The sequence below is a fragment of the Aeromonas sp. Y289-2 genome (assembly GCF_027705925.1).
In the GTDB taxonomy this organism is placed as follows: Bacteria; Pseudomonadota; Gammaproteobacteria; order Enterobacterales; family Aeromonadaceae; genus Aeromonas; species Aeromonas veronii.
In genome coordinates, this window is the sequence record NZ_JAPDCH010000001.1 from 823,567 (window position 1) to 848,137 (window position 24,571).

General features: G+C 54.1%; 12 protein-coding genes. 7 read left to right on the top strand and 5 right to left on the bottom strand.

Annotated features, from left to right (window positions below; translation table 11 throughout):
• Nucleotides 1-101: 101 nt before the first annotated feature.
• Nucleotides 102-1,685 (top strand): DNA cytosine methyltransferase, encoded by a 1,584-nt coding sequence (locus OKC43_RS03730; protein ID WP_080631862.1) that lies wholly within the window; start codon nucleotides 102-104, stop codon nucleotides 1,683-1,685.
• 123 nt (nucleotides 1,686-1,808) lie between these two features.
• Here the strand turns inward: OKC43_RS03730 and mzaE are convergent, their stop codons facing one another.
• From mzaE to OKC43_RS03755, 5 genes are read right to left on the bottom strand one after another with little or no spacing between them, the layout of a single operon-like run.
• Entirely contained in the window at nucleotides 1,809-3,608 is a 1,800-nt protein-coding gene (gene mzaE / locus OKC43_RS03735) for an MZA anti-phage system associated AIPR family protein MzaE (protein WP_026141337.1), read from the bottom strand.
• Nucleotides 3,609-4,610 (bottom strand): MZA anti-phage system associated PD-(D/E)XK motif protein MzaD, encoded by a 1,002-nt coding sequence (gene mzaD, locus OKC43_RS03740; protein WP_026141338.1) that lies wholly within the window; start codon nucleotides 4,608-4,610, stop codon nucleotides 3,609-3,611.
• On the bottom strand, nucleotides 4,594-7,440 hold the full coding sequence (gene mzaC, locus OKC43_RS03745) for an MZA anti-phage system associated Z1 domain-containing protein MzaC (protein WP_017779606.1): 2,847 nt from the start codon (nucleotides 7,438-7,440) through the stop codon (nucleotides 4,594-4,596). Before mzaC ends, mzaD begins: the two co-directional genes overlap by 17 nt.
• Nucleotides 7,441-7,454: 14 nt before the next feature.
• Nucleotides 7,455-8,951, bottom strand: a complete 1,497-nt coding sequence (gene mzaB / locus OKC43_RS03750; RefSeq protein WP_164673742.1) for an MZA anti-phage system associated ATPase MzaB — start codon at nucleotides 8,949-8,951, stop codon at nucleotides 7,455-7,457.
• The gene (locus OKC43_RS03755) at nucleotides 8,948-11,500 is read right to left on the bottom strand and encodes a sigma-70 family RNA polymerase sigma factor (protein WP_080631864.1); all 2,553 of its coding nucleotides are present in this window, start codon (nucleotides 11,498-11,500) and stop codon (nucleotides 8,948-8,950) included. Before OKC43_RS03755 ends, mzaB begins: the two co-directional genes overlap by 4 nt.
• Before the next feature lie 617 nt (nucleotides 11,501-12,117).
• On the opposite strand from OKC43_RS03755, the gene umuD reads away from it, so the two are divergent.
• From umuD to fdhF, 6 genes are all read left to right on the top strand, one after another.
• Nucleotides 12,118-12,561, top strand: coding sequence for a translesion error-prone DNA polymerase V autoproteolytic subunit (umuD, locus tag OKC43_RS03760; protein ID WP_270803929.1), 444 nt, complete (start codon nucleotides 12,118-12,120; stop codon nucleotides 12,559-12,561).
• A complete protein-coding gene (umuC, locus tag OKC43_RS03765; RefSeq protein WP_270803930.1) occupies nucleotides 12,542-13,801 on the top strand; it encodes a translesion error-prone DNA polymerase V subunit UmuC in 1,260 nt (419 codons plus the stop codon). The genes umuD and umuC overlap by 20 nt, the downstream gene beginning before the upstream one ends.
• 245 nt (nucleotides 13,802-14,046) lie before the next feature.
• Entirely contained in the window at nucleotides 14,047-14,340 is a 294-nt protein-coding gene (locus tag OKC43_RS03770; RefSeq protein WP_270803931.1) for a hypothetical protein, read from the top strand.
• A 70-nt stretch (nucleotides 14,341-14,410) separates the two neighbouring features.
• Nucleotides 14,411-18,655 (top strand): ATP-binding protein, encoded by a 4,245-nt coding sequence (locus OKC43_RS03775; protein WP_270803932.1) that lies wholly within the window; start codon nucleotides 14,411-14,413, stop codon nucleotides 18,653-18,655.
• The gene (locus OKC43_RS03780) at nucleotides 18,648-19,859 is read left to right on the top strand and encodes an EAL domain-containing response regulator (protein WP_005353540.1); all 1,212 of its coding nucleotides are present in this window, start codon (nucleotides 18,648-18,650) and stop codon (nucleotides 19,857-19,859) included. Before OKC43_RS03775 ends, OKC43_RS03780 begins: the two co-directional genes overlap by 8 nt.
• 526 nt (nucleotides 19,860-20,385) lie before the next feature.
• Nucleotides 20,386-24,552, top strand: a complete 4,167-nt coding sequence (fdhF, locus tag OKC43_RS03785) for a formate dehydrogenase subunit alpha (protein ID WP_270803933.1) — start codon at nucleotides 20,386-20,388, stop codon at nucleotides 24,550-24,552.
• The last annotated feature ends 19 nt before the right edge of the window (nucleotides 24,553-24,571 follow it).

Here is a 24,571-nt window from a genome sequence, read left to right on the forward strand (position 1 = left end):
CCTTACGCAAGGCTTTTTATCGACAAGAGCCACGCTTTGGCTTCCCGTTCACGCATCTTCCTGGTATCTTTGTTAGCTGATCAAAAACACAGTATTAGACCATGAACACCGTTTTATCACCTATCCCAATTATCGATTTATTTGCTGGTCCAGGAGGACTAGGCGAAGGTTTCTCTTCACTTAATGAAGGTTCTTCCTTCCAGATTATGGTCTCTGCAGAGAAGGATCCTGTTGCTCACCAGACTCTAAGACTCAGGGCTTACTATCGATTACTCAAAAGCAACTTTCCTGATGGGCTATCAGATTACTATCAGTTTTGCAATGGGAAATCACCTAATCCTTTCACTGAGAGAACCTATGAGTATTGGGAGCGAGCAAATCATGAAGCGATGTGTATTGCTATCGGTAGTGATAAGGGGAATGCAGCCCTTGACTCTGCAATTACAGCTGCATTAGGCAATAAGGATTTACCATGGGTCCTCATTGGCGGACCTCCATGTCAAGCATATTCTCTTGCTGGGCGCTCGAGGAATAAAGGTAACTCTAACTATATACCCGAAGATGATTCTAGGCACTTCCTATACTTGGAGTATTTAAGAATCATAAAAAACAATAAGCCAGATATTTTTGTCATGGAGAACGTGAAGGGTATTCTTTCATCAAAAATAAATGGTGGTTTAATTTTTCATCAAATCCTAAGAGATCTTGCAAATCCTAGCATGGCATTGGATAAAAAAGATAACGGCTTACGATATAATATCGTATCTCTTGTCAATGATGAAACATTCATGGATGGTGATGATCCACAAAAAATAGATGCAACTAATTTCATTATTCGCTCCGAAGACTATGGAATACCTCAGGCTCGTCATAGAGTAATTCTACTCGGTATCAGAGACGATCGTTTCAGCCATAATTTACCTAAGCTAAACAAAGAGAGTCGGATTACAGTTAATAATGCTATTGGTAATCTGCCCCCATTACGCAGTAAATTAAGTCGAGAAGAGGACTCTGCTGCTGCATGGGAACAAAAAATCCGAGAAGGATTAAAACTGCTTGCAAACAATGCAATTAAAGAGTCCAAACTCACTTCAGAGCTGATAGATAATATTCGTAAAACAGCTGATTTTCTTCAGAATGTTGATACAGGCTCTCTCCAATATCCAAGAGAGAAAAATGAAGGTACTACTGGTATTAGTGAACTTGACAAATGGTTCAATGATGATCGACTAAAAGTTTGGCTGAACCACGAAACCAGAGGTCATAGAATTGATGATTTGATTCGATACGGATTTGCTGCATGTTTTGCTAAAATAGAAGGAAGATCGCCAAAGGGGCACAAAGAATTTTGTCTTGACTCCTTAGCTCCAGCGCACAAGAATTGGGAAAGTGGGCATTTTTCGGATCGGTTCCGAGTTCAACTTTCTGATGCACCTTCTACAACAATTACAAGTCATATATCTAAAGATGGGCATTACTTCATTCATCCTGATCCGACACAGTGTCGCAGCCTCACAGTAAGAGAAGCTGCTCGTTTACAAACCTTTCCTGATAATTATTTTTTCCAAGGTGGACGAACTCAGCAATATCATCAAGTGGGTAATGCAGTGCCTCCCCTATTAGCAAACAAAATAGCTCGTTTGGTGTTAGACATTTTGCAAAAATCTTCTACTTATAGAAGCTGATATCTTAGATGTCTTATCTGTGTCAGAAGTATATAAGAAACCATAACACTATGGCTTGGTAAGCCCAAGCCATAGTGTAAGGATTAATAAGATAAATTTAATTAACCTATGCAATGTTAAATATTAGGAGCAATTTAATTCTGGAATATCTACTCTTGGCTGAGAGAATGGACGAGAGAACATAATCTCCCTACATTCAGGCCGCTTCGCCCACTCTGAAATCATTCGCCCGTTTGCAGTCGCATGAAGCTGTGCATTCACCTCGTCTGACCATATTTCAATCTGTTCGAGAAGTTGCGGCGATACAGTCTGGGTGGACCAAATACGCTCCAGACTCAGTCGCTCACCAAGCTTCAGGGACACAAGAGAGACTGTATATGCAATCACGTTCGCTTGGAATGCGGCAAAGCGTGGGCGTATTCTACGCTGCGCTTCCTTGAATAAAATGACTTGAGCAATGATGCTCTTGTACTCAGCAACATCAGTCAGCCCCCTAGCCTCGCCAGCTGCATTAATAATATCCATGAACGCTTTGAAGTTCTTTTGGCCCCCTAGACTCACCAAGTCTGGTCGCTGCATCCAAGCACTTTGATATTTTGCAAGATCCGTTTTAGTAATCTTGCGAGTTGATGGTATACCTTCCTGTATACGCTTGATACCAGCTGGTGTTTTACCTTCACGTTCAAGCATCACTTTGTAGCTGCCTGTGGCCCGCTCATAGAACCACCGACTAACTCCATCAGGGCAATATGTAGCCATAGCAAGTTTTTCGAGCTCTACGTGATAAGGCATATTTGCAGACAAATCAGACAGTTGAACTTTATTCTGACTATTGGCATAGCGTGATATATCTGAAATCAGACGTTCTTCCTGCTCTGAACCTACATTTTTCAACACGATGATTTTAGCGGGAACTCTGACCTGAGAGAGATTAATATCTGGAAATTTTTTCTTCGTGAAGAACATCGATGCTGTCGTCTGACCACCATTCACGATCTGCATGCCTTTAAGCCCGAAAATACCGAGGCTGCCATCCTCGGTACGTCCCAAGCTGGCCTCATCAGCAATAATGACAACCCCATTATTGTAGGCCATAAACCGTTCAGGCTGCTTGCGTAAAGTCTCTGCAATCCCTTTATTGACCCCGCCAACTTGGCTCAGAAACGAACGGACATTGGCTTCAAGAATACGTGCACCATATTTTTCATACAAAAATCGTAGGGCTTCACCGGGAATAGCTGTCATTGCATAATCATATTCCCCCATCTGGTCCGGAACCCAGATACAGGGCAGAGGGCCGCCAGATATATCTTGGAAATTGACAATGAGTTCATCTCGTGGACGCCCCTCCTGCCAGTGATTAAACAAACGCTGGATATCCATAACTTCAAGCTTTACAATCTTACCGGATATTGTACGCGGTTGATATGTACGAACTTTTGCACGCCTGTCGGTCAAAACAAAGACTCGGATCTGCTCAAGGTCAGGATAAACCTGCTTAATTGTGAGCACTAGAGCATATGCCGGATGGGACTCGTCCATTTCCTTGGCTAGTTTGCCCTCCACACACATCGAAAGAAAGCGCAGGCATTGTTCGGCTGCTTTCTGTGCTTCGGCATTAGGAATATCGACAATTTCATCTAGGCCTTCGTAGTCGCTCACATACAGATCTAGCTGTTCATTGTCTTCAGAAACAGCGAAACCACTCAACCTCACATTTCCTGAACCTAATCCACTTCCAACTCTGGCATCGTATGCACACACTTCAGGATCAAAAGTCATCCCGATATCGGCCATATGTCTTGTAACGATCTCAGTAAAAAGTAGCTCCGGGAATGCTGCTTCTCCGCCCTCAATTCCTCTTTCGACAGTTTCATCACGAACCTGTTGTTGCGTTTGACGTAAAAAATCAACCAATTCCATTCAATTCATCCCAATCATTTCAATTACTGCGTCAGCTAGGCACTCTTTAGCATCAATCGCATCCAGCTCTATCTCATACTTTGCACGGACCACACCAACCGGAACATTCCCGCCAGTAAGCCTCGGAAAAGTTTCATCGATAAGCATGTAACGTGTACTCACTTCGACAAACTGTCTTGTATACAAATCGGCGTGCGCATCGAGGTAACCCGCATGCAGTAAGGCAAAACCGAAAACAACTGCTGTGGCCTCATCCATCTGCTCTTTTAACGATGCAATACGAACAGGCAGAGAAACCCCTGACGGATCAACTGAAAATCGGCAAGCACAAAGAAACAGAGGTTTGCGAACACTGTCATCTAACTGCTCAAGCGACAGAATAGAGGCGGAAAATCCGTCTCTTGCCAATGTACTTTTGACTTCAATAGCCCCATGTCCAAGCTGAAAATCTTGCAAGCCATCCATCGGGCCAGTCCAGCCTTCCACAACACTTTCAGCCGAGCAGCCTGCAGCTAGCAATGTGGACATGCACTGTAATTCACCAACTAGACCCAACTCCGCTTCGGGGCCGAGCATGGTAGCTCCTTTCTTCATGAAGCTCATCCACGCACGCAAACGCTTCATGAATATATTCAATAGTTGGCGCCCATCTAGAATTGAGCTACCCAACAAAACTGCAACAAGATCTGTCACGACCGTAGCAAACAGATCAAGGTTTCCTCCTGGCTGGCGTACCAATGCCAACCACTCTTCATTATTATTCCCTAGCTTAATTTTTTTGACCTTGAATCCAGTGGCCGCAGGTAGTCCATGTAATGAACCAATATCTCCATTGCCAAACCGGACTAACAAACCTTCCTCATTCCCAGGAAAACAACGGCCAGCTCGCAAAGTACACACACCTTCCGGCACAAGCAAAATCGTTCTCCATACGTCCTCGTTCGACACACCTGATAACGCGCGCCATGTCCCGAGGATGTCTTCCTTACTCAGCAGATCCAAACTCTTGCTCCCAGAAAATATGTCCGACCTTGTAGTCGACCTTGATCCCACTGTTGTTGCTGGGAAAACTGATCCCGAATGCCACGACAGGCTCATGACCCTCAGGTAAACCTGCATCCACTGGATTCAGCAAATAAATCAGCAATAATCCCGTTTCCGGGGAGGCAGGAATTCTCTCCGCACCGAATCCACGTATCTTTCTCAGGGCTGGCCCATTTGGAGTCACAGGTTCCTTCTTGCCATCCGGTCTAGCGGGGTCGGCATGCCAGAGTCTTTTCGTTTCATCGAGCGCAGCAAGCCAAGCTACTTCGTCAAGATCCAGCGCCTCATCTCGCGGAGACAGCAGTCGACCAATTGCGTAGCGACCGGCGGCCTGCTGTCGATTAGCCCGTTGGGTTAGCGGTACAACAAGGTCTTCGATCTGCCAAGCGCCCTTGTCAATGCTTCCGCCAACTACAGCCACGTTCCAGTTCAGCAGATAACCATCAAGCGCCATTGAGTCGATGAACTCACACAGCATCTGGCTGTTCACCTTGTACGCGCTAGGGTGAGTTGTATAACCGGCAAGAAACGACGTCACCTCAGCATGGGATACATTTGACCAATACGCTCCAGTCCAGCGATCGCGTCCATCCCCACGTTTCCTCTCCGGTATGGTTGAAGGCTTTCCGATCACAGAAACAAAACTCTGGAACGAATCGAAGTTTGCACGAACAATCACAGACTCTTTGTGCATTGACACTGTTTCGACCACATGCCCACTAAAGGAAAGTCGCAATGTCTTTGCAGATCGCATTTTCAAGGGAGAAGTCACCATCAGTACAGGATGCGATACGACCTTGAGACCGTAATCACGTGGTGTCCCACCACTGGCAACCATCATGTCGAACTCTTCACGCAGCTCTTCTGAGGCATCCGCAATATGCTCAAACCACTCGACTAGATCCGCTGTCGTGTAGAGACGGCAAAGATCAAGGTAACCAGGCCGATAACCAAACCACCTTCCCATTTGCATCAAAGTGTCATACATTTTTGATGCACGCAGGAAATAGCTTACACATAGTCCCTCTAAGGTCAGCCCCCGTGCGAGCTTATCACCACCAATTGCAATAACCTTGAGTCCCTTGCCAGAATCTGCGTAATCCAGTGCGTCCTTGGCCGTACCATTAATCATCCTGACAGAAAGTTCCGAAACAATATCCGGTATCTGCTCAACAATTTGCTCCCACGAATAATCGTACCGGCTGACCATATCAGGTATTTGTGCATGCAATTCGGTGGAAACAGGCAAGAAGTCCTTTTGCCAGAGTTCGGCAAGGCGCCCCAAAAATCCTTCATGGCCGATTTGACGTTCTACTCGTTGCAACTGTTGTCGAATATACTGGTCTACTACAGCATGTACCGCCGCCTGAGTCTGATTAAATCTTGTTACGTGAATAAGCATTGAACTATGGGAATCACCCTGTCCCCGCAGTTTTCTCAATGCACACGTAAGTACAAATGAATCTATCGCCCGTACCAACGACTCAGGCATGCCAAATTCATTGTCGATTTTGGGATTGTGTCCATTCTTGTGAGATATCGGCATCCAGCCAGCCTTGCCATCGTCAGAACAGTGGTCATCAACCTTGCGTACAAGAGGCAATGCATCCGCACGAGTTCCACCATTGTTGATTCCAAACAGGCGAGTTGGCCCTACATAACTGGATGGTGCGCCGAGATTGACAATAAATGCGGCCGGAAAGAGATCTGGCCCCTCTTTCGGGGTGGCATTTCGCTCATGAATGAAAATGTTCGCAAACGGTGTAGCTGTATAGCCAACATAGGCCTTACGCTGAAAAGCGTGCAGTATCTTACGAATAAGTCCATTAATGGCTTTAGGCTGATGCTCCTCGTCAGGCAGTCCATTCTCGCCAAAAATTTGTTCACCCGTATCAACAGAAGCATTGTCTGCCTCATCATCGATGACCAGCAAGGGAAGATGTGTCACGATCTTGCGACCGGACTCTGCCTCGACGGTGTTGGCTACATGATTGACGATCCACTTGTGCAGACGTTCAAGGACTTTCTTATTCTTCTTGACAACAAACAACCACGGTCGCTCTTCCGGAGAAATCCCGAGATTCTTCGCGGCGGCCATGCTGAAGTCACCTTTTTCGGAACGTGTTGTTGCGTAGTGCGGGCGAATCGCAGGATCCCGGTCAATCAGACCGACACCGATCGGCCGGGGTTCGTTACTGGAAGAGTGTGTCTCATACCCCAGAAACCCCTCATCAAGACGCATCTGAGTCTGAGAGCGCAAGTTGTTGTGCATTCCAGCCAGAACAATGATGACCTTGTAACCAGCATCGGCCGCCTTGCAGATCAACCCGGTATAGTTGCCCGTTTTTCCTGATTGCACATGACCGACTACGAGACCTCGGCGATCCCAAGCACCTTCGCGGCAAGGGTCCTCCAGCATGGACAACACCTGATCGGATGTTTCATCCAGATTGGCAACCGCACTTGCTGATAGTCGTGTCTCCTGCATTTCACGATAACGCTGCCAGTAACGCCATTCCTTCTTACGTTGTGCGGTCAGCCAAGCAACGTGATCCGACTCATCACCGAGCATGCCCCCCGTCCCAACCCATTCGCTATGGCGGCGGATCAGCTCGTTAATAACGGACTCACGATCCAGATCTTCAGTCCAACGAGGATTCAGCGCGAGCACGAGGTTTATTTTTTCAGAGATCAGACTGTGAGGAATAGACTGAGCATCCTCTGCCAGCAGCAATTCCTGAACGATTTTGACCACACTGATCTTGTTTGCTTCACCTATTAAAGACACACGGCATTCCTTGTTTATAGCTGTTCAGGCAAGCTGGCAACCAGCTCTGGATATTGATTGAACGGCTCGCTTCTCGATAGCCGTTCGCGCGCCATGCTCGAGGACATACCTTTCACGCCTACCATATTTCGATAAAGCACCTCGAGCACCGATTTCACTTCTGCGGGTGGCTCCCCGGCAAAGCCGGTGCACGGAGCCTCTTTATTCTCGGCGGTGTCCAGCCAGATTCGCTGGACAGGAACTGTTTCTTCCAAGACGCGCAGCATGGCCTTTATCTGAGGCAGCAAAACACCGGCATCATCCAATACCGAACGGACCACCGGATGGTCCGTATCAATCCGGTAACGCATACCGCCAGCAAAGTGCTCTGCTTTCCAAGATTGTGCAACCTCACCCCCCCCAGGCATTTTCGGTGCGATTCCGCGATGCACGAATGCTTTGCGGGCTCTGGAACGTGTATCTTCGGCATATCCAATCAACCAGCTTCGCAATGCAACGGGGGGCCTAGCCGTAGACTTGCGAATATCGATTTTCCAGTCGGCATCAGCTGTGTTAGGAATATCAAGGCGAATACGCGCCAGACGGTGCGCCTCGTCTTTTGTCCACGATCGCCCTTGGCCAAGCCCCAGCCAGCTGCCTGCAACCAGAAGACGCTCATTGCGATAGACATAGAACCCTTGCTGCGCCGTCCAGCCGTCAGGTCCTTCTGCAGTCTCGAACTCGGACGGTGATAACTTATCCTTATGCGGTAACACATTGCATTGCAGCTTGACTGCCGCATTTCCTGGCGGTGATACGGAAGGTGATTGCCATGGTTTGCCAGGATGCCCCACAAGGAACGGGTCCCATGGTTTCACCGGCTGACCATTGATACGCAACAACAAACGTCGGGGATGCTCCAGATAACGATGAAAAACCATGCCAAGGTGCCGGTCTACCGCATCGATCAGATCCAGAAACTCTTGCTCTCCAACTCCTTTAGTCACAATGCGATCCATCGCCTCCCACAGAACGAGAGTACCCCGCCCAGCGTCCTTGAGAGGAGCCAAATATCCTTCTGAACCTTCAGCTGGACCTTCAAGCAAGTACCAACCATCATTCTTTCCAGCGGCAAGCACATCTAGATCCCAGCGCAGGCATTGCAAACCATCCGGCCCACAAGCAGCCACGGTCAGGCAACGGCACTGTGAAAACGAAGCTGTCTTCAAGCCGAGGCCGAAACGCCCTAGGTCATCTGCACTGCGCTCATCGAGAGGGCTCCTCTCCCCAAGCCGCATTGCTTTGTCGATTTCAGCTGCGCTCATACCGCGGCCATCGTCCTGAATTTCAATCCGGCTCTGCTCATTGTTCCAAACAAAGCGCAAGTCAACTGTTGCGGCACCAGCTGCAATGCTGTTATCGATGATGTCTGCCAGCGCGGTCGCAGTGTTGTAACCTAACCCGCGCAAGGCTTCGATCATTGCGGCTGCACGAGGTGGGGCATGTCGCATATTCTGTACTTTCATATTCATCGGCCTTCATCAATATCATCATGCAGATCGTTTTCATCCCAAAACATAGCCAGCACCATACGTCGATTCGGATGGCGCAGTTTGCGCAGGGCCTTGGCTTCGATCTGGCGAATCCGTTCCCGTGTGACATCGAACATTATGCCGACCTGTTCCAGAGTGAAGTCATCCCCTAACCCTATGCCAAAGCGATATTTGATAATCTGATGTTCACGCTCTGACAACTCGGATAGAGCAGCTCTGATTGCATTCGCTAGTTCGTCATTTTCTACACAATGGAAACCATCAGACTCGTTCCCAGCGAGTAATTCCGGACTGTCAATTTCATCAAAGCCACTAAGGAAAATTACTTCACGATCGGCAACTTGTTTTACCTTGCAAACTTCATTGACGCTCATATCGAGCGACACAGCTAACTCGCTATCGCTTACACCACCAAGGGATTTTCCCTCCAGCTCACGAATACCGCGTTGCACTTTGTTGATTTTTTCCACTAAATGAACCGGCACCCGCACCAAACGAAGCTGATCAGCAATGCAGCGGGTAATGGCCTGACGAATCCACCAAGTAGCATAAGTAGAAAATTTGAAGCCAAGTTGAACTTCAAATTTCTCGGCAGCTTTCATCAGGCCGATATTGCCCTCTTGGATCAGGTCTTCTAGGTATATGCCGCTATTGCTATATTTGCTGGCAATGCTCATTACCAGTCGCAGATTGGCATTAACTAGGTCATGGCGGGCTTTCTCGAAAATCCGAATATGCTCTAACGCCAGCTCAGGCTGGAGCTCCGGATCAAACAAATGCAATTTCTTGATCAAAGCGGCCAGTAACGATGCGGAAGGGCGAGGGATCATTTCATCGGTCTTACCAGAAATGTCTCCAGCACGTAAAATATTCACATAATCTTCAAAGCTTCCGGAAAAACGACCTTCTTCATCAGTTATCTCGATCTGCTCCAGATCTACGGCTTCATCCTCATCTAGCTCATCAGCACTTACCTCTTGTTGCGGCTGCACATCCTCAAAACAGTCCACCCAAGCGCTATCGGGCAAGGCAGCCAGATACCGTGCAAGAGCCTTGATGGCGGAGTCCATACGGGTCCCAAGCAATATTTCCCCATCTTTGGAAATCAAGCCGACTGCACGTGCATCCTGCGAATACGTTCTCAGAGTGCTTGAATTGAATGTATGCACCTCTGACAATGATTCACTTAGGTACGCCTCCAACCTCTCGAATGCCTCATCCAGCAGAACCGCAAGCTCCTCATTCACCACACCTTCCGCTGTGAAACTGTCCTGATTGGCTTCTTCAACCTTGATACCATAATCTTCAAGTATCTGAAGAGTAGCGGGAAGTAATGCATCAGCAACAGGGCCCGCATCAAGCTGGCAAGCCTCAGCGACCTTGTCAAAAGTGACCCACCCACGTTGAAAACCCTCGACAAAGAGTGCTCTCAGAAACTCCTGCTCCTCGGAGCCCCGGATGACTGCAGGTTTCACCTCTGGCAGCTCAAGCTCCACATCCTCCCAAGATTCGTCAGTATTCAAAGCACGGTGTCTGGATATACGACGATGGGTTTGCGTCACGGAAATCAGGAGGGACACATCTGATTTTGGCGTTACCACTTCCTCCTCTGCCTTCCAGCCAGAATCATCTTCTTCATGTAAATGAGCTGAGTCATTTTTCTCCTCCAGCTCAGTAACAGGAACATCTGAAAAAGGAAGGCGCAAACGAACAAAATCATGTGGCCCGGCTTGTGCAATATCATCAAACTGCGCACTTGTATCTGCATCAACCCATGCAGAATCTTCCGAAGGGGGGAAATCAATTAGACCATCAGATGCTTCATTCCAACTGGAATTAACTCTCTGTTGTTCTATACCAATCACATCTGGCTGGCTCAGTAATACATCCGGAACGATCGGCGTAACCCCCTTACCAGGATTATCTGATAAGGCAATCCACTGACAGGAATCACCTTCAATATCAGTGGACCTAGCTATATCTTCATCCCCTGAATCTCCATAATCAGATGGGCCTGTATCCGCTGAAGAAACACCAGAACTTCCGGCAGAAAATACATCTTGGTGAGTCTGAGATACGGCTTGGACGCCCATGAAATAACCCAAGGATGTGGACTCAGCAGCTCTTTCATCCCTTAGAACTACAGCTTTATCATCACCAACTATTTCATGCCGATGAATGTCTTCAGGCGTCACTACAACTTCAAATAACGAAGAACCAGCTGGTTCATCTTGAGCGCGATGCAGCATGCATCCGAGCACGTCATAACCCATCTCCGCAGCTATGCTAGATGCTGTTTTACCTTCATTGCTAACCAGTGCTGGATTGGCCCCCGCATCAAGCAACAGCTCGCACAACTCTTGGCTTCCTTTTTCCGCAGCGAGCATCAACGGTGTCCTCCCCTGATCATCTCTAGCATCAAGCATGGAGCGGTTACGTATCTGTAGTTCCACTGCAGCCTTGGCACCGGATTTGATTGCAAAACGCAACATCGCACTGATTCTGGGGGGTGATTGATTTTCAAGCATGATAAAGCTACTCGGCGGGAGTGAATCTAGTAGCCAGCACCGAACTAACTACTTCATGTTGGGCATCTGATTGCCTATGACCGACTGTCACTCTGAACTATGTTCTGGTCTGATATACAGTCTGTGGGATCGTGCATGGGTAAAAGCTAAGTCCAATTGCAAAATGGTTACAGCCTATTTTATTTATCAAAGCCCATGGTAACAGACTCAATGTGAACACGTTCTGTTTACCTAGCCTTTTTCTCACGATTTGGTCTGTGATGAATGTGCCTAAAAGGCCTTTTGTGATCTGAAATGTCGGTCACAAATGCAATAATTTAATCAAAAATTCGATTAGAGGCCATTGATTTAGAACATTATTTCTAACACTGCTGACAGAAAAGTCAATTTGTAGGTCAGTGTGATGCTTAGTGCCATGAACCACTAACAAACGAATGTCGACGTTGCTTCTCAAATCGATGTAGCTTGAATGGAACTAACTAACAACGTGGCATCCGCATTACTGATTCTTTTGTTATCTATTGGCACTATGGTACGCCATCACTGGCATGCGGGACTTGCGCTGGTTCAAAGGTGGTGCGCTATAATACCTGTATATAAATACAGGTATTGTTGCCATGAAGCTGTTAACCCCAGACCCATCACCCGCCGAGGTGACCATCCCGCTGTTCTTGCACCGCGCCTCTTGCGGCTTTCCCAGCCCTGCCAGCGACTATCTGGAAGGGAAGTTAGACCTCAACACCCACTGCGTGGCGCACCCTGCTGCAACCTTCTATCTGCGTGCCGAGGGGGAGAGCATGACCGGGGTCGGCATCTTTCCCGGTGACTTGCTGGTGGTCGATAAGAGCCTCACCCCGCGCCATGGTGATGTGGTGATTGCACTACTCGATGGCAGCTTCACGGTAAAGACCTTGCAGCTCAAGCCGAGGCTGCGGCTGCTGCCCGCCAATCCGGCGTTCGCGCCTATCGACCCTTGCATGAGCCTCTCCCTGGAGCTGTTCGGAGTGGTCACCCATGTGATTGGCAATCTGAGGCAGCGTGATGGCCATAGCGCTCGTTGATGTAAACAACTTCTACGCCAGCTGTGAGCGGTTGTTTCGCCCTGAGCTGCGTGGCCGCCCAATCGTGGTGCTCTCCAACAACGATGGATGCGTGGTGTCGCGCAGCCCCGAGGCCAAGGCGATGGGCATCAAGATGGCCGGGCCCTACTTCAAGATCCGCGAGCAGTTCGAGGCGCATGGCGGTGTGGCGTTCAGCTCCAACTACGCGCTCTATGGCGATATGTCTGGCCGGGTAATGAGCACGTTGGAGACCATGGCCCCCGAGCTGGAGGTCTACTCCATCGATGAAGCATTCCTGTCACTGTCGGAGTCGTTTGCCGGGGACCTGACAGCCTATGGGCAACAGATCCGGCAGCGAGTGTGGCAGTGGACCGGCCTAACGGTAGGAGTCGGGATTGGCCCCACCAAGACCCTCGCCAAGCTGGCCAACTATGCAGCCAAGAAGTGGCCTGCCACGGGCGGCGTCGTGGACTTGCGTGACGAGCTGCGCCGTGCCCGGCTGATGGCTATCACCCCGGTGGATGAGGTGTGGGGCATAGGACGGCGCTTGGGCGCTAAGTTGGTGGCACAAGGCATCAACACCGTTGCTGACCTGGTGGCTAGCGACGCCAAAGGGTTACGCGCTCAATACGGCGTGGTGGTCGAGCGGATCGTACAGGAGCTGCGTGGCCTGCCTTGCGCAGAGCTGACCGTTGAACCGGCGGCGAAGCTGCAGATCCTCTCGAGCCGTTCCTTTGGTGAGCGCGTGACTGACCGTGGAGAAATGGCCCAAGCGCTGTCAGGCTTTATGGCTCGCGCAGCCGAGAAGCTGCGAGCCGAGGGGATGTATTGCCAGCGGGTGCACCTGTTCGTGCGAACCAGCCCCTTTGACGAACGAGCCCCTTACTACAGTGAGCAGGCTGGCGTCCGGCTGGTCTGCCCTAGCGATGATACCCGGTTGCTGCTGCAGCAAGTGAACGTGCTGCTACCGCAGATTTGGCGCGATGGTTACCGCTATCAGAAGGGTGGGGTCATGCTGAGTGAGTTCACCCCCAAGGGGCAGCAACAGGCTGACCTGTTTGCCCCGTCCTCCACTCAATCGGACGCGCTGATGGCCGTGATGGACCAGATCAAAGCCAAGGGATTGGGGCGCGTAGGCTTTGCCAGCCAAGGCACGGGGTCGCCTGAGTGGATGATGAGACAAGAGCACCTGAGCCCCTGTTACACCACCCGCTGGGAGGACCTGCCGGTGGCGAGGTAAAAGCCACCGAAGGTTGAACAGTCTATTCAAAGCTCGCTGGACAAGTAAATTTTGGACGGGGAATTTTTTTCCAAACGAGGAGCTGATACAACAGAGAGCGCCAACTTTCGCAAGAGTCAGTTACCTTTTGAGAAAGGTGAGAGTTAAAATTTCCTCCACGGCCAATTAACCACATATGACCATTCCAGCCCAGATAACACTATGTTATTGCAGAAGTTCTGATGTTAGGCATACGGTTAGGCATATTGAAATTTTCTGAATTGGCGATTTTTATTTTAAATCAAGAAATTAACTATCCAGTTCAACCTCCCCCAGCCCACCAAACGTTTGGAAAGGGCCACCTCGCAAGAGGTGGCCCTTTTTATTTGTCCATGTTGTTTACCGATATCAAACTGGTTGGATTTTTTTCCAAAATCCCCCTTGAACTAACCTTTGGCAAAAAATCAGGCGCATCACCGCGCAGGCTTTATCATCAGGTTGCCATCCCGGTACTAGCCGGACTCACAGCCGCACAGTGGCATGTCGTGGCCCAATATTGAGTAAATTGAAGTTGGCCGCTGCATTTTAATGCACTTACAATATGCGCCCAATTCTGTTGGATTCCTTCTGATGCTCCGCCAATGTGATCGTCTATTCCTGTTTCTCCTGCTACTGCTCTGGGGCGTGGCGGCGCACGCCATTACCAGTCTGAATGAAGATGAGTTTGATCTGTCTGAACGCGCCTGGCTGTCATCACACCAGGAGTTGGTCATCGGCATGCCGATGATGGGTGACCCTCCATACAGCTATAAGGATGCAGATCAACGCTTTACCGGCCCAGTCCCCGACATTGCGCAGCAGATTGCCAGAACGCTCGGGTTGACCCTGCGCTACAAGGTTTACCCCTCCTACGTGGATGCGCTAACCGGGCTTGGCCACGGCGCAATCGACATACTGGTGAACGACCAGCCAAGCGAACAATGGCGATCCAATATTGTCTCCCTCCCGTTTTTGCTCTCCATGCCGCGCGGCGTGCTGCTCAACAATGGCAAAATGAAGTTGTCACGACAGGATGCCCATGGTTTGCACTGGCTCTGTGTCACGGGAGTCAATGCTTGCAGTGAATTGAAAAAACTGGGATTTCCCCATGTGACCGAGGCAGAGAGTCGCGGCGAAGCAGCCTTTATGCTCAAAAAGCACATGGCTGACGCCTATCTTGCCGACATGCCGTCACTGGTGATGGTGAAAGATCAGCACCCCAAGGCTGGCTTCACCATTGCCACTCCGGAATGGGTAAGCGGCACGTCTCTCTCCATCAATATGCACAAGAGCGACCCGGCACTGGTCAGCCTGGTGAGCAAGGCATTCAACGAGATACCGGTTGAAGATCGTCGTCATATGCTGGCAGCTACCACGACTAGCCAACATGCGGACTCAGGAGCGGTTAAGGCTGTCCCGTTTACCCCTGAGGAGCAGGAGTGGCTCAACCAGCATCCTGAGCTAACTTACGGCGTCTCTCCGGACTGGACCTCCATGAGCGAATTCAATTACCGGGGCAGGCTGGTCGGTTATGTGGCAGACCTGATGGCGCTGATGCAGCAAGTCTCCGGGCTGAAGTTCTCTCTGGTTCGCACCAATAGCTGGGGGGAAACCCAGAATATGCTGAAGCTGCGGCAGATCGACTTTATTCCGGCCATCTCCCCCAACCACGACCGCGGCCAGTTTGCGCTGTTCACCCCCGGCTATCTGTTTGTCGATCGGGTCGTTATTGCCCCCAAACGCAGTGCCGATATCACCGATCTCTCACTGCTGCGAGGGAAACGGGTCGGCATGGTGCATGGCTCGCTGGATAAAGATCTACTGACCCACATCGGCGCCCATCCGGTAGAGGTCAACAATGACAACCGCTTGCTGGAGCTGCTGGACACGGGCGATGCCGACTACGTGATGGTCACCCTGCCATCCATCAACAAGCGGGTGAGCGAACGCTATCAGGTGGTCTATGCCGGCAAAGACTTGCGCCTGCCGGTCGCCATGGCCACGCGCAAAGATCCCATGCTGCAGCGGATCCTTACCAAGGTGCTTTATTCGATACCGCCGGAGGAGCTCAATAAAGTGGAGAGACGCTGGCTCTCCATGAGCGTGCAGACCGGTATCAATAACGAAACAGTGCTGTTCTGGTTCGTAATGAGCGGCGCGGCAGCCACCCTGCTGTTTACCCTGTTCTGGGCCTGGAACCGTACCCTGAAACGGGAGATCGTGCAGCGTCAACGGGCCGAGAAGACGCTCAATGAACAGTTGGTGTTCGTCCAGACCCTGCTCGACTCCCTGCCCAATATGGTGGCGCTGCGGGATCGCGATCATCGCCTGACCCTCAGCAACCGGGCATACCGCGAGCTGTTTGTCGGTGATGGGGAAGAAGGTGATCGCTGGGGCTATATGACCGAGGACGAGCGGCAACAGATGCTGCGCGAGGAGCGTGCGGTCTGGGAAACCGGCGAGATCTTCCAAGGATCGGGTTATACCCAGCGCGAGGGGGCTGCTCCCCTGCACGTGGTCTACGTCAAGTTGCCCTATCGCGCAGCAGACGGCGCGATTCAGGGGGTGCTGACGGTATTGACCGATGTCAGTGCCCTCAAGGCCGCCGAAAACAAGGTTCGGGAAGTGGAGGGCAGGCTGCGGGATATCACCGACAGCATGCCGGGTCTGGTTTATCAATATCTCTGGCAAGGGGCCGGCAAGGGGCAATTCCTCTATCTGTCCCAAGGAGCCAGCGACATTCTCGGGATGACCCACCAAGAGTTGATGGCAGCCGAGTCTGGCGGCGTGATCCTCGGCTTGAACGACGAGGCGTTGGCAACCTTTATCGATAAGGTGGCCAAACATGCGCAAACCCTTGAGCCGCTCGATATGGAGGTGCTGGTGCCCTCTGTTCAGGGGGAGCGCTATATCCAGATCCGCGGCAACTTTGTGGCGCAACAGGGCCATGATCGCCTGCTCAACGGCGTGGTGCAGGACATCACCGCCATCAAGCAACAGGAGCATGAGCTGCGTGAGGCGCGCGCCGCGGCCGAGCAGGCGATGCAGGCTCGCAGCCTTTTTCTGGCCACCATGAGCCATGAGCTGAGAACCCCCATCTCGGGCATGCACGGCATGCTGGAGCTGCTGCGCATGAGCGAGCTCAATGATGACCAGCGCTATCTGCTGCGCAATGTGGAGAGCTCGGCCAACCACCTGCTCTATCTGGTCAACGATATCCTCGACTTTTCCAAAATCGAGGCGGGTCAGCTGCACCTCAATCGCCAATCCTGCCGTCTACAACCCGTGGTGTGCGATGTGATCCGCGGCCATGCCGCACTGGCCTACAGCAAGGGGCTGAAGGTCACACTCCAGTGGGAGGATCAACTCCCCGACCTGGCCGATATCGATCCGGTCAGAGTGGGCCAGGTGGTCTCCAATCTGCTCAACAATGCGGTGAAGTTCACCGAGCAGGGCGCCATTTCGATCCAGGCCAGCTATCACGACCAGCAGCTGGTTATCGCGGTGACGGATACCGGCATCGGCATCGCCGAAGAGAAGCAAGCACTGCTCTTTACCCCGTTCGAGCAGGTGGAATCCGATATCAATCGCCGCTTTGGTGGCACCGGTCTGGGCCTGGCCATCTGTGATCAGCTGGTGAAGAAGATGGGCGGCACCCTGACGGTCAAGAGCCAGCTCGGTGAAGGAGCCTGTTTCCGCTTCAGCATCCCGCTGCTCAATGGCCTGTGGGAACCACCCGCGCTGGCGGGCAGCGAATGGTGGTGGCTGGGTAGCGATGCCGCCTTGCAGGCCACCATGGCACGGCTCGGCGCCCGGTTGAGCCCCCTCGAGATCCACCAGCTCACCGCCGATCTCGACGGCCTGCTGTTGGCGGAAGAGGCCGCACTGGAGTCCAGTCTGGGGAGCGATTGGCACACCTTGCTGCAGTCCGGCACTCTCAAGGGGGTCATCCTCTCCCCCCGCGAAGCGTTGCGGGGGCGCATGGGCTCGGAGAACTGGTGGCGCCTCGGCCAATCCCCCCTCTATCCGGATCTGTTGGTCGAAAGCTGCCGCGAGCTGATCACCGGGCGAGCCGTGACCACCCATGCCGCCAGCATCGAAAAACTGGGCGGGCGAGTACTGGTCGCCGATGACCATCTGGTCAATCGCGCCCTGCTGACCCGTCAGCTGGCGATTCTGGGGGTGGAGTGCGAGGTAGTGGAAGATGGCGAGAAGGCATTGCGCGCCTGGCAAACCCGGGATTTCGCCCTGCTGATCACCGACTGCCACATGCCGCACATGGATGGCTACACCCTGACCCGCCGCCTGCGGGAACAAGGGGAGCAGGCCCCCATCATCGGCGTCACCGCCGATACCTCGGAGGAGGCGGCAGCCAATATGACGGCAGCCGGCATGAACGGCATGCTGTGCAAACCCTATTCGCTGGAGTCACTGCGCCAGATGCTGCTGCGGTGGTTGCCCGCGACTACGATCACAGAGAGAGTGCCCACACGACAGGCCATCAATCTCGACATGATCGGTCGCTGGCAAGATCTGTTTGGCGATGAAGGGATTGCCAAAAGCATGGCAAGGGAGTATCTGGCCTCCAACCGGAAAGATTGCCACGCTATGATGAGCGCGCTCTCCTCCGATGATAGCCAGGAGCTGGTGGAGATCGCCCACCGCATCAAAGGGGCAGCCAGAATGGTCGGGGAGCTCTCCCTGGCCGAGCAGGCGGCGCAACTGGAATCGGCGGCCCGCCTCAAACAGTTGAGCGAGCTCGCGCTGCTGACACAGAGAGTGGAAGAACAGATGAACAATATTGAACGTGAAATGGGATTGTGGCTCGATGAGTAGAACGGCAGACGAGTTGGTCATCATGGTGGTCGAGGATCACGGGTTTCAACGCAAGACCCTGATGCACCAGATCCGGGCGCTCGGTTATCAGCAACTGCTGGAGGCCGCAGACGGCATCGAAGCCCTGGCGCTGTGCCAGAGCCACACTGTCGACATCCTGTTCTGCGATCTGCGGATGCCCGGCATGGATGGCATGGCGCTGCTACGCCGCCTCTCGCTGGGTGGCTTTCGGGGCGGCATCATCCTCTCCAGCGCGCTGGAAGATGACGTGGTGGAGGCCGTGCTGCGCATGAGCGCGGCCTATGGCCTCCATGTGCTGGGTCGCATCGAGAAACCCTCCAGCCCGCAGCGGCTGCGCCAGTTGATCGACTCCTGGGCACCCAAGTCGGCTCCCTCGGGCAAGGACGATGGCCTCGTCCTCTCGGTGGACGAGCTCAAACGCGCCCTCGACAACGACCAGTTGCTGCCCTGGTATCAACCCAAGGTCGGCTTTGCGTCCGGCCAGTGGGTGGGGATGGAGGCGCTGGCCCGCTGGCAGCATCCGGAATACGGGCTGATCTCCCCCGGCATGTTTATCCCGCTGGCGGAAAATAACGGCCTTATCGATCAGCTGACCGATGTCATCATCAACAAGTCGCTGCAGGATTGCCATCTGTGGGGACAGACCGGTCTCTCCCTCAATCTGTCGATGAACCTCTCAACCACCTCGCTGATCGAGGGGGATCTCTGCCACTTCCTGATCAACCAGTGCCAGCGTTGGGGCGTCAATCCCGAGCTGATCACCCTGGAGGTGACCGAAAGCTCGTTTGTCGAGGATATCGGCAAGGCACTGGAGGTGCTGACACGACTGCGGATGCACGGCTTTGGCCTCTCCATCGATGACTTCGGCACCGGCTACTCCTCGATGCAACAGCTGGCGCTGCTGCCCTTTACCGAGCTCAAACTTGATCGCTCGTTTGTCGATCGCTGCTATGCCGACCCCTCCCGTCTGGCCATCATCGAATCGAGCATCGAGCTGGCACGCAAGCTGGGGCTGAAATCAGTCGCCGAAGGGGTGGAAGATGTGCAGACCTGGCAACTGCTGGCCAAGCTGGGGTGCGATATCTGTCAGGGCTTCTTCACCGCCCGCCCTATGCCGCGCAGCGAACTGCAGCACTGGCACCAGATCTGGCAAGCCCGACTACCGACCCTGATATCCGGCTGATCTCCTACGACCAACCCTTCGGGCCAACAGGGCACCGACCGGCAACGTGAATGGCCGCCTTCAAAAGGTGGCCATTTTCTTTGTGTCAGGCTCGCCACTCACGCATGCCCGCCCCCTCTCCAGCAACCGTCCATCCATACGAGTCCCACCCCCTTTGCTCTGCATGCACCGCATGCCTTGAGTCACCATTTATGCAAAATAAGTTGCATCACAAATGGTGCTACTGGCGGATCACGCCTACCGCTAGCGAGAGCAGCCTCTCTTCTACCAGACGCATCAACTGACAATAAGACAATGAATCGCCTGCTGTAACAGGAATGGTTCTCAACGATGCGCCGTGCCGATGAGGTGGACAAGACAACCTGAAATCGCTTTCCCTTTTGAACAATAAGCTGTCTAAAATCAAATAAAGTTGTAAATAATCTTTGTTATGGTGAGCGTATAGCAAGCGGCCTCCCTGTCGCTTCCCCTGCTGGCTCCGCCAGATGCAGCATTTTCTGCGCCTTGAAAGCGAGTTTATGACGCCATGATCACCATCACCCTCGATGGGGCTCAGTTGACGGTTGACCCGACCAGAACCCTGCTCCAGATAGCCAAACAGCACCAGATCGACATCCCCTCCCTGTGCGGTGACAACACCAGCGGCCCCAAGACGCCGTGCGATCTCTGCGTGGTCGAGATTGCCGGTCTCGGCATCCGCCGCGCCTGCGAGACGCGCCCCGAGGCAGGGATGGTGATCACCAGCCAAAGCGATACCCTGCGCGCACACCGCCAGCAGGCACTCGGCCGCATCCTTTCGGATCACTACGCCGATTGCGAAGCCCCCTGCCAGCGCGCCTGTCCGGCCGGCGTGGACATTCAATCCTATCTGCATCACATCGCCATGGGGGATCACGAAGCGGCCATGGCCGTCATCAAGCAAACCCTGCCAATGCCCCTCTCCATCGGCCGGGTCTGCCCTGCTTTCTGTGAGGCACAGTGCCGCCGCGCGCTGGTGGATGAGCCGCTGGCCATTCGTCAGCTCAAGCGTCACGCCGCCGATCTCGATCTGGCCGAGATTGCCCCCTATCAACCGGCAAAGAAGCCCGCCAAGGGCAAGCGGGTTGCCATTATCGGCAGCGGCCCGGGCGGCCTCACCTGCGGTTACTATCTGGGTTACGAGGGGTTCGAGGTCGATCTGTTCGAGGCGATGCCCGAAGCGGGTGGCTGGCTGCGCTACGGCATCCCCGAATACCGGCTGCCCAAGGCGATCCTCGATCAGGAGATCGACCTGATGTGCCAGAGTGGCATGCGGATCCACACCAGGCAGCGACTGGGCCACCAGCTCACCCTCTCGGCGCTGTGCCGCGACTATGATGCGGTCTGTCTGGCGGTTGGCGCTTCCAAGGCGGTGCCGATGGATTACCCGGGCAGCACCCTGGCCGGTTGTTATCTCGGGGTCGATTACCTCAAGGATCGGATGCTGGCCAAGCGGCTCACCACCGGCAAGAGGGTTGCGGTGATCGGGGGTGGTAATACCGCGATCGACTGCGCCCGCACGGCGGTCAGGCTGGGCGCTGAAGCCACCCTTATCTATCGCCGCACCCGCGCCGAGATGCCCGCCGAAGCCTACGAAATCGACGAAGCGGAGCACGAAGGGGTGCGCTTTTTGATGCTCACCAATCCGGTAGAGAATCTGGCCGATGAGGCTGGTCGCGTCTGTCAGGTGCGCCTCGAGAAGATGGCTCTCGGCGAGCCGGACGCCTCCGGTCGCCGCCGCCCGGAGCCCACCGGTGAGTTCTTCCTTGAAGAGTTTGATACCGTGATTGCGGCAGTGTCGCAGCAGCCGGATCTCAGCTTTATGGAAGGGGAGCCCCTCACCCTCCCCTTCACCCGCTGGCAGACGCTGGAGTCCCACCCCGAGACCATGCACAGCGGCCACGGCAACCTGTTCGCCATCGGCGATCTGCGCCGCGGGCCCGCCACCGCCATCGAGGCGGTCGCCGATGGCCGCAAGGCGGCGCTGGCCATCGATCAGTTCCTCCACGGTGACATGATCGACCCGGTGCGGCCCTTCAACGCCTGCAAGGCTCCCACACTCAAGCAGGTCGATCCCGCCCAGTTTGCTCACCTGAAAAAAGTCGCCCGCACCATCATGCCCCATCTGGCAGAGAAGGATCGCGAGGGCAGCTTTGCCGAGGTGGAGCGCGGGCTGAGTGATGCCGATGCCCGCAGCGAAGCCAGCCGCTGCCTCGAGTGCGGCTGTCAGGCCAACACCGATTGCGCGCTGCGCGACTACGCCACCGAATACAAGGTCGAGCAGAGCGCCCTCGATACCAGTCAGTGCCAGAAGTTTGCAGTGGATAACAGCAGCGAATTTATCGTCTTTGATGCCAACCGCTGCATTGGCTGCGGCCAGTGCGTGCAGACCTGTGGTGAGCAGGCGGTACAGGGTGTGCTGCGCTTTGCCAAAAACAACGATGGTACCCTCTCGCACCGGCCGCAGTTCGACACGGGACTCTCGATGGGCGACTCCCACTGCGTGCAGTGCGGCGCCTGCGTACAAGTCTGCCCCACCGGCGCCCTGGTGGATGCCCGCGACAAGTCACAGGGGCGCACCGAACTGCTCACGCCGGTCAATACCATCTGCACCTACTGCGGGGTCGGCTGCGGCGTTACCCTCTATGTCGATGAGGCGCGCAACCGCATCCGCTATGTGGAGGGGAATCGCAACTCGCCGGTCAATCAGGGGCTGCTCTGCGTCAAGGGGCGCTTCGGCTTTGACTTTATTCAGAGCGAGGAGCGCCTCACCACGCCGCTTGTCCGCAAAGATGGCAAGCTGGTGCCCGCCAGCTGGCAGGAGGCCATCGCCCTGGTCGCCGAGCGTTTCACCGCCCTGCGCCAGCGCTATGGCAGCGATGCACTGGCGGGTTTCTCGTCGGCCAAAACCACCAACGAAGAGAACTACCTGTTTCAGAAGTTCATGCGCCGGGAGCTGGGCACCAACAACGTGGATCACTGCGCGCGGCTCTGCCACGCCTCCACCGTCACCGGGCTGGAGGCGTCGCTCGGCAGCGGCGCCATGACCAACGACATCCCGAGCATTGATCACTCGGATCTCATCTTCATCATCGGCTCCGACACCTCGGCGGCCCACCCCATCATCGGCTCCCATATCAAGCGGGCCATCACCATGGGCAAGGCGCGGCTGGTAGTGGCCGATCCCAAGCGGATCGAGATGGCGGATCATGCCAGCCTCTATCTGGCTCACCGACCCGGCACCGACGTGATGCTGCTCAACGGCCTGATGCAGCAGATTATCCAGAACGGCTGGCACGACAAGGCCTATATCGCCGCACGAGTAGAAGGGTTCGAGGCGCTGCAAGCGGAGGTGCTCTCCCCCGCTTATGCACCGGACAAGGTGGCCCTTGTCACCGGCGTACCGGCCGAGCAGGTGATCGAGCTCGCGCGCCTTATCGGCACAGCCGAACGCACCGCCATCTACTACTCGATGGGGATCACCCAGCACACAACCGGCCACGACAACGTGCGGGCCATTGCCAACCTGCAACTGCTGTGCGGCAACATCGGCATCGAAGGGGGCGGCATCAACCCGCTGCGGGGCCAATCCAACGTGCAGGGCGCCTGTGACATGGGGGCGCTGCCCAACTGCCTGCCCGGCTATCAGAAGGTGGCCAACCCCGAGGTACATGCCCGCTTCGCAGCAGCCTGGCAGCAGCCGGACTTACCGCGCACACCGGGCCTTACCCTCACCGAGACCATAGATGCCGCCTGTGCAGGCAGCATCAAGGGGCTCTACGTGATGGGAGAGAACCCGGTGCTGAGCGATCCGGATCAGCACCATGTCATCGAGGGGCTCAAGCAGTTGGAGTTTCTGGTGGTGCAGGATATCTTCCTCTCCGAAACTGCCCAGCTGGCCGATGTGGTGCTCCCCTCCTGCTCCTTTGCCGAGAAGAGCGGCCACTTCACCAACACCGAGCGGCGAGTTCAGCGCATCTCCCCCGCCCTCAAGGCACCGGGTGAGGCGCGGGAGGATTGGTGGATCATCCAGCAGATCGCCAACGCCATGGGCGGCGACTGGCGCTATCAACACCCGCAGGAGATCACCGCCGAGATCTGCCGGGTCACCCCGCAATACGCCGGCATCCAGTGGGACAAGGTGGGTGCACAAGGGCTACAGTGGCCCTGCAACGATGCGGCGCCCGAAGGCACTCGCCTGCTCCACGGCAAGCAGTTCACCCGCGGCAAGGGGGAGATGGTCGCGACCCCGTTCCGCTATGCCGCCGAACTGCCCGACGAGACCTATCCCATCGTGCTCACTACCGGCCGCCTGCTGGAGCAGTTCCACACCGGTACCATGACCCGCAAGACCAAGGGGCTCGACAAGCTGGCTGGCCCGCGGGTGATGATGAGCGTGGTGGATGCGCAGCGGTTGGGGATCAGCAACAGCGAGCAGGTGAAGGTCACCAGCCGCCGCGGCCATATCGAGCTGCCCGCCTTCGTGACCAAACGGATGCAGCCTGGCGTGGTCTTTATCCCGTTCCACTTTGCCGAAGCCCCGGCCAACCGGCTCACCATCAATGCCACCGACCCCCACGCCAAGATCCCCGAGTTCAAGGTAGCTGCGGTGCGCATCGACAAGCTGACCAGCCAACACACCTCGACACCACAGCCAGAGATGGAGATAGCCTGACCGGAGATCAGGTAACACG

Coding starts and splice junctions, on each gene's coding strand:
- mzaB (WP_164673742.1), bottom strand. CDS start 8,951: ATGAATATGAAAGTACAGAATATGCGACATGCCCCACCTCGTGCAGCC.
- OKC43_RS03730 (WP_080631862.1), top strand. CDS start 102: ATGAACACCGTTTTATCACCTATCCCAATTATCGATTTATTTGCTGGT.
- OKC43_RS03775 (WP_270803932.1), top strand. CDS start 14,411: ATGCTCCGCCAATGTGATCGTCTATTCCTGTTTCTCCTGCTACTGCTC.
- umuD (WP_270803929.1), top strand. CDS start 12,118: ATGAAGCTGTTAACCCCAGACCCATCACCCGCCGAGGTGACCATCCCG.
- OKC43_RS03780 (WP_005353540.1), top strand. CDS start 18,648: ATGAGTAGAACGGCAGACGAGTTGGTCATCATGGTGGTCGAGGATCAC.
- fdhF (WP_270803933.1), top strand. CDS start 20,386: ATGATCACCATCACCCTCGATGGGGCTCAGTTGACGGTTGACCCGACC.
- mzaE (WP_026141337.1), bottom strand. CDS start 3,608: ATGGAATTGGTTGATTTTTTACGTCAAACGCAACAACAGGTTCGTGAT.
- OKC43_RS03755 (WP_080631864.1), bottom strand. CDS start 11,500: ATGCTTGAAAATCAATCACCCCCCAGAATCAGTGCGATGTTGCGTTTT.
- umuC (WP_270803930.1), top strand. CDS start 12,542: ATGGCCATAGCGCTCGTTGATGTAAACAACTTCTACGCCAGCTGTGAG.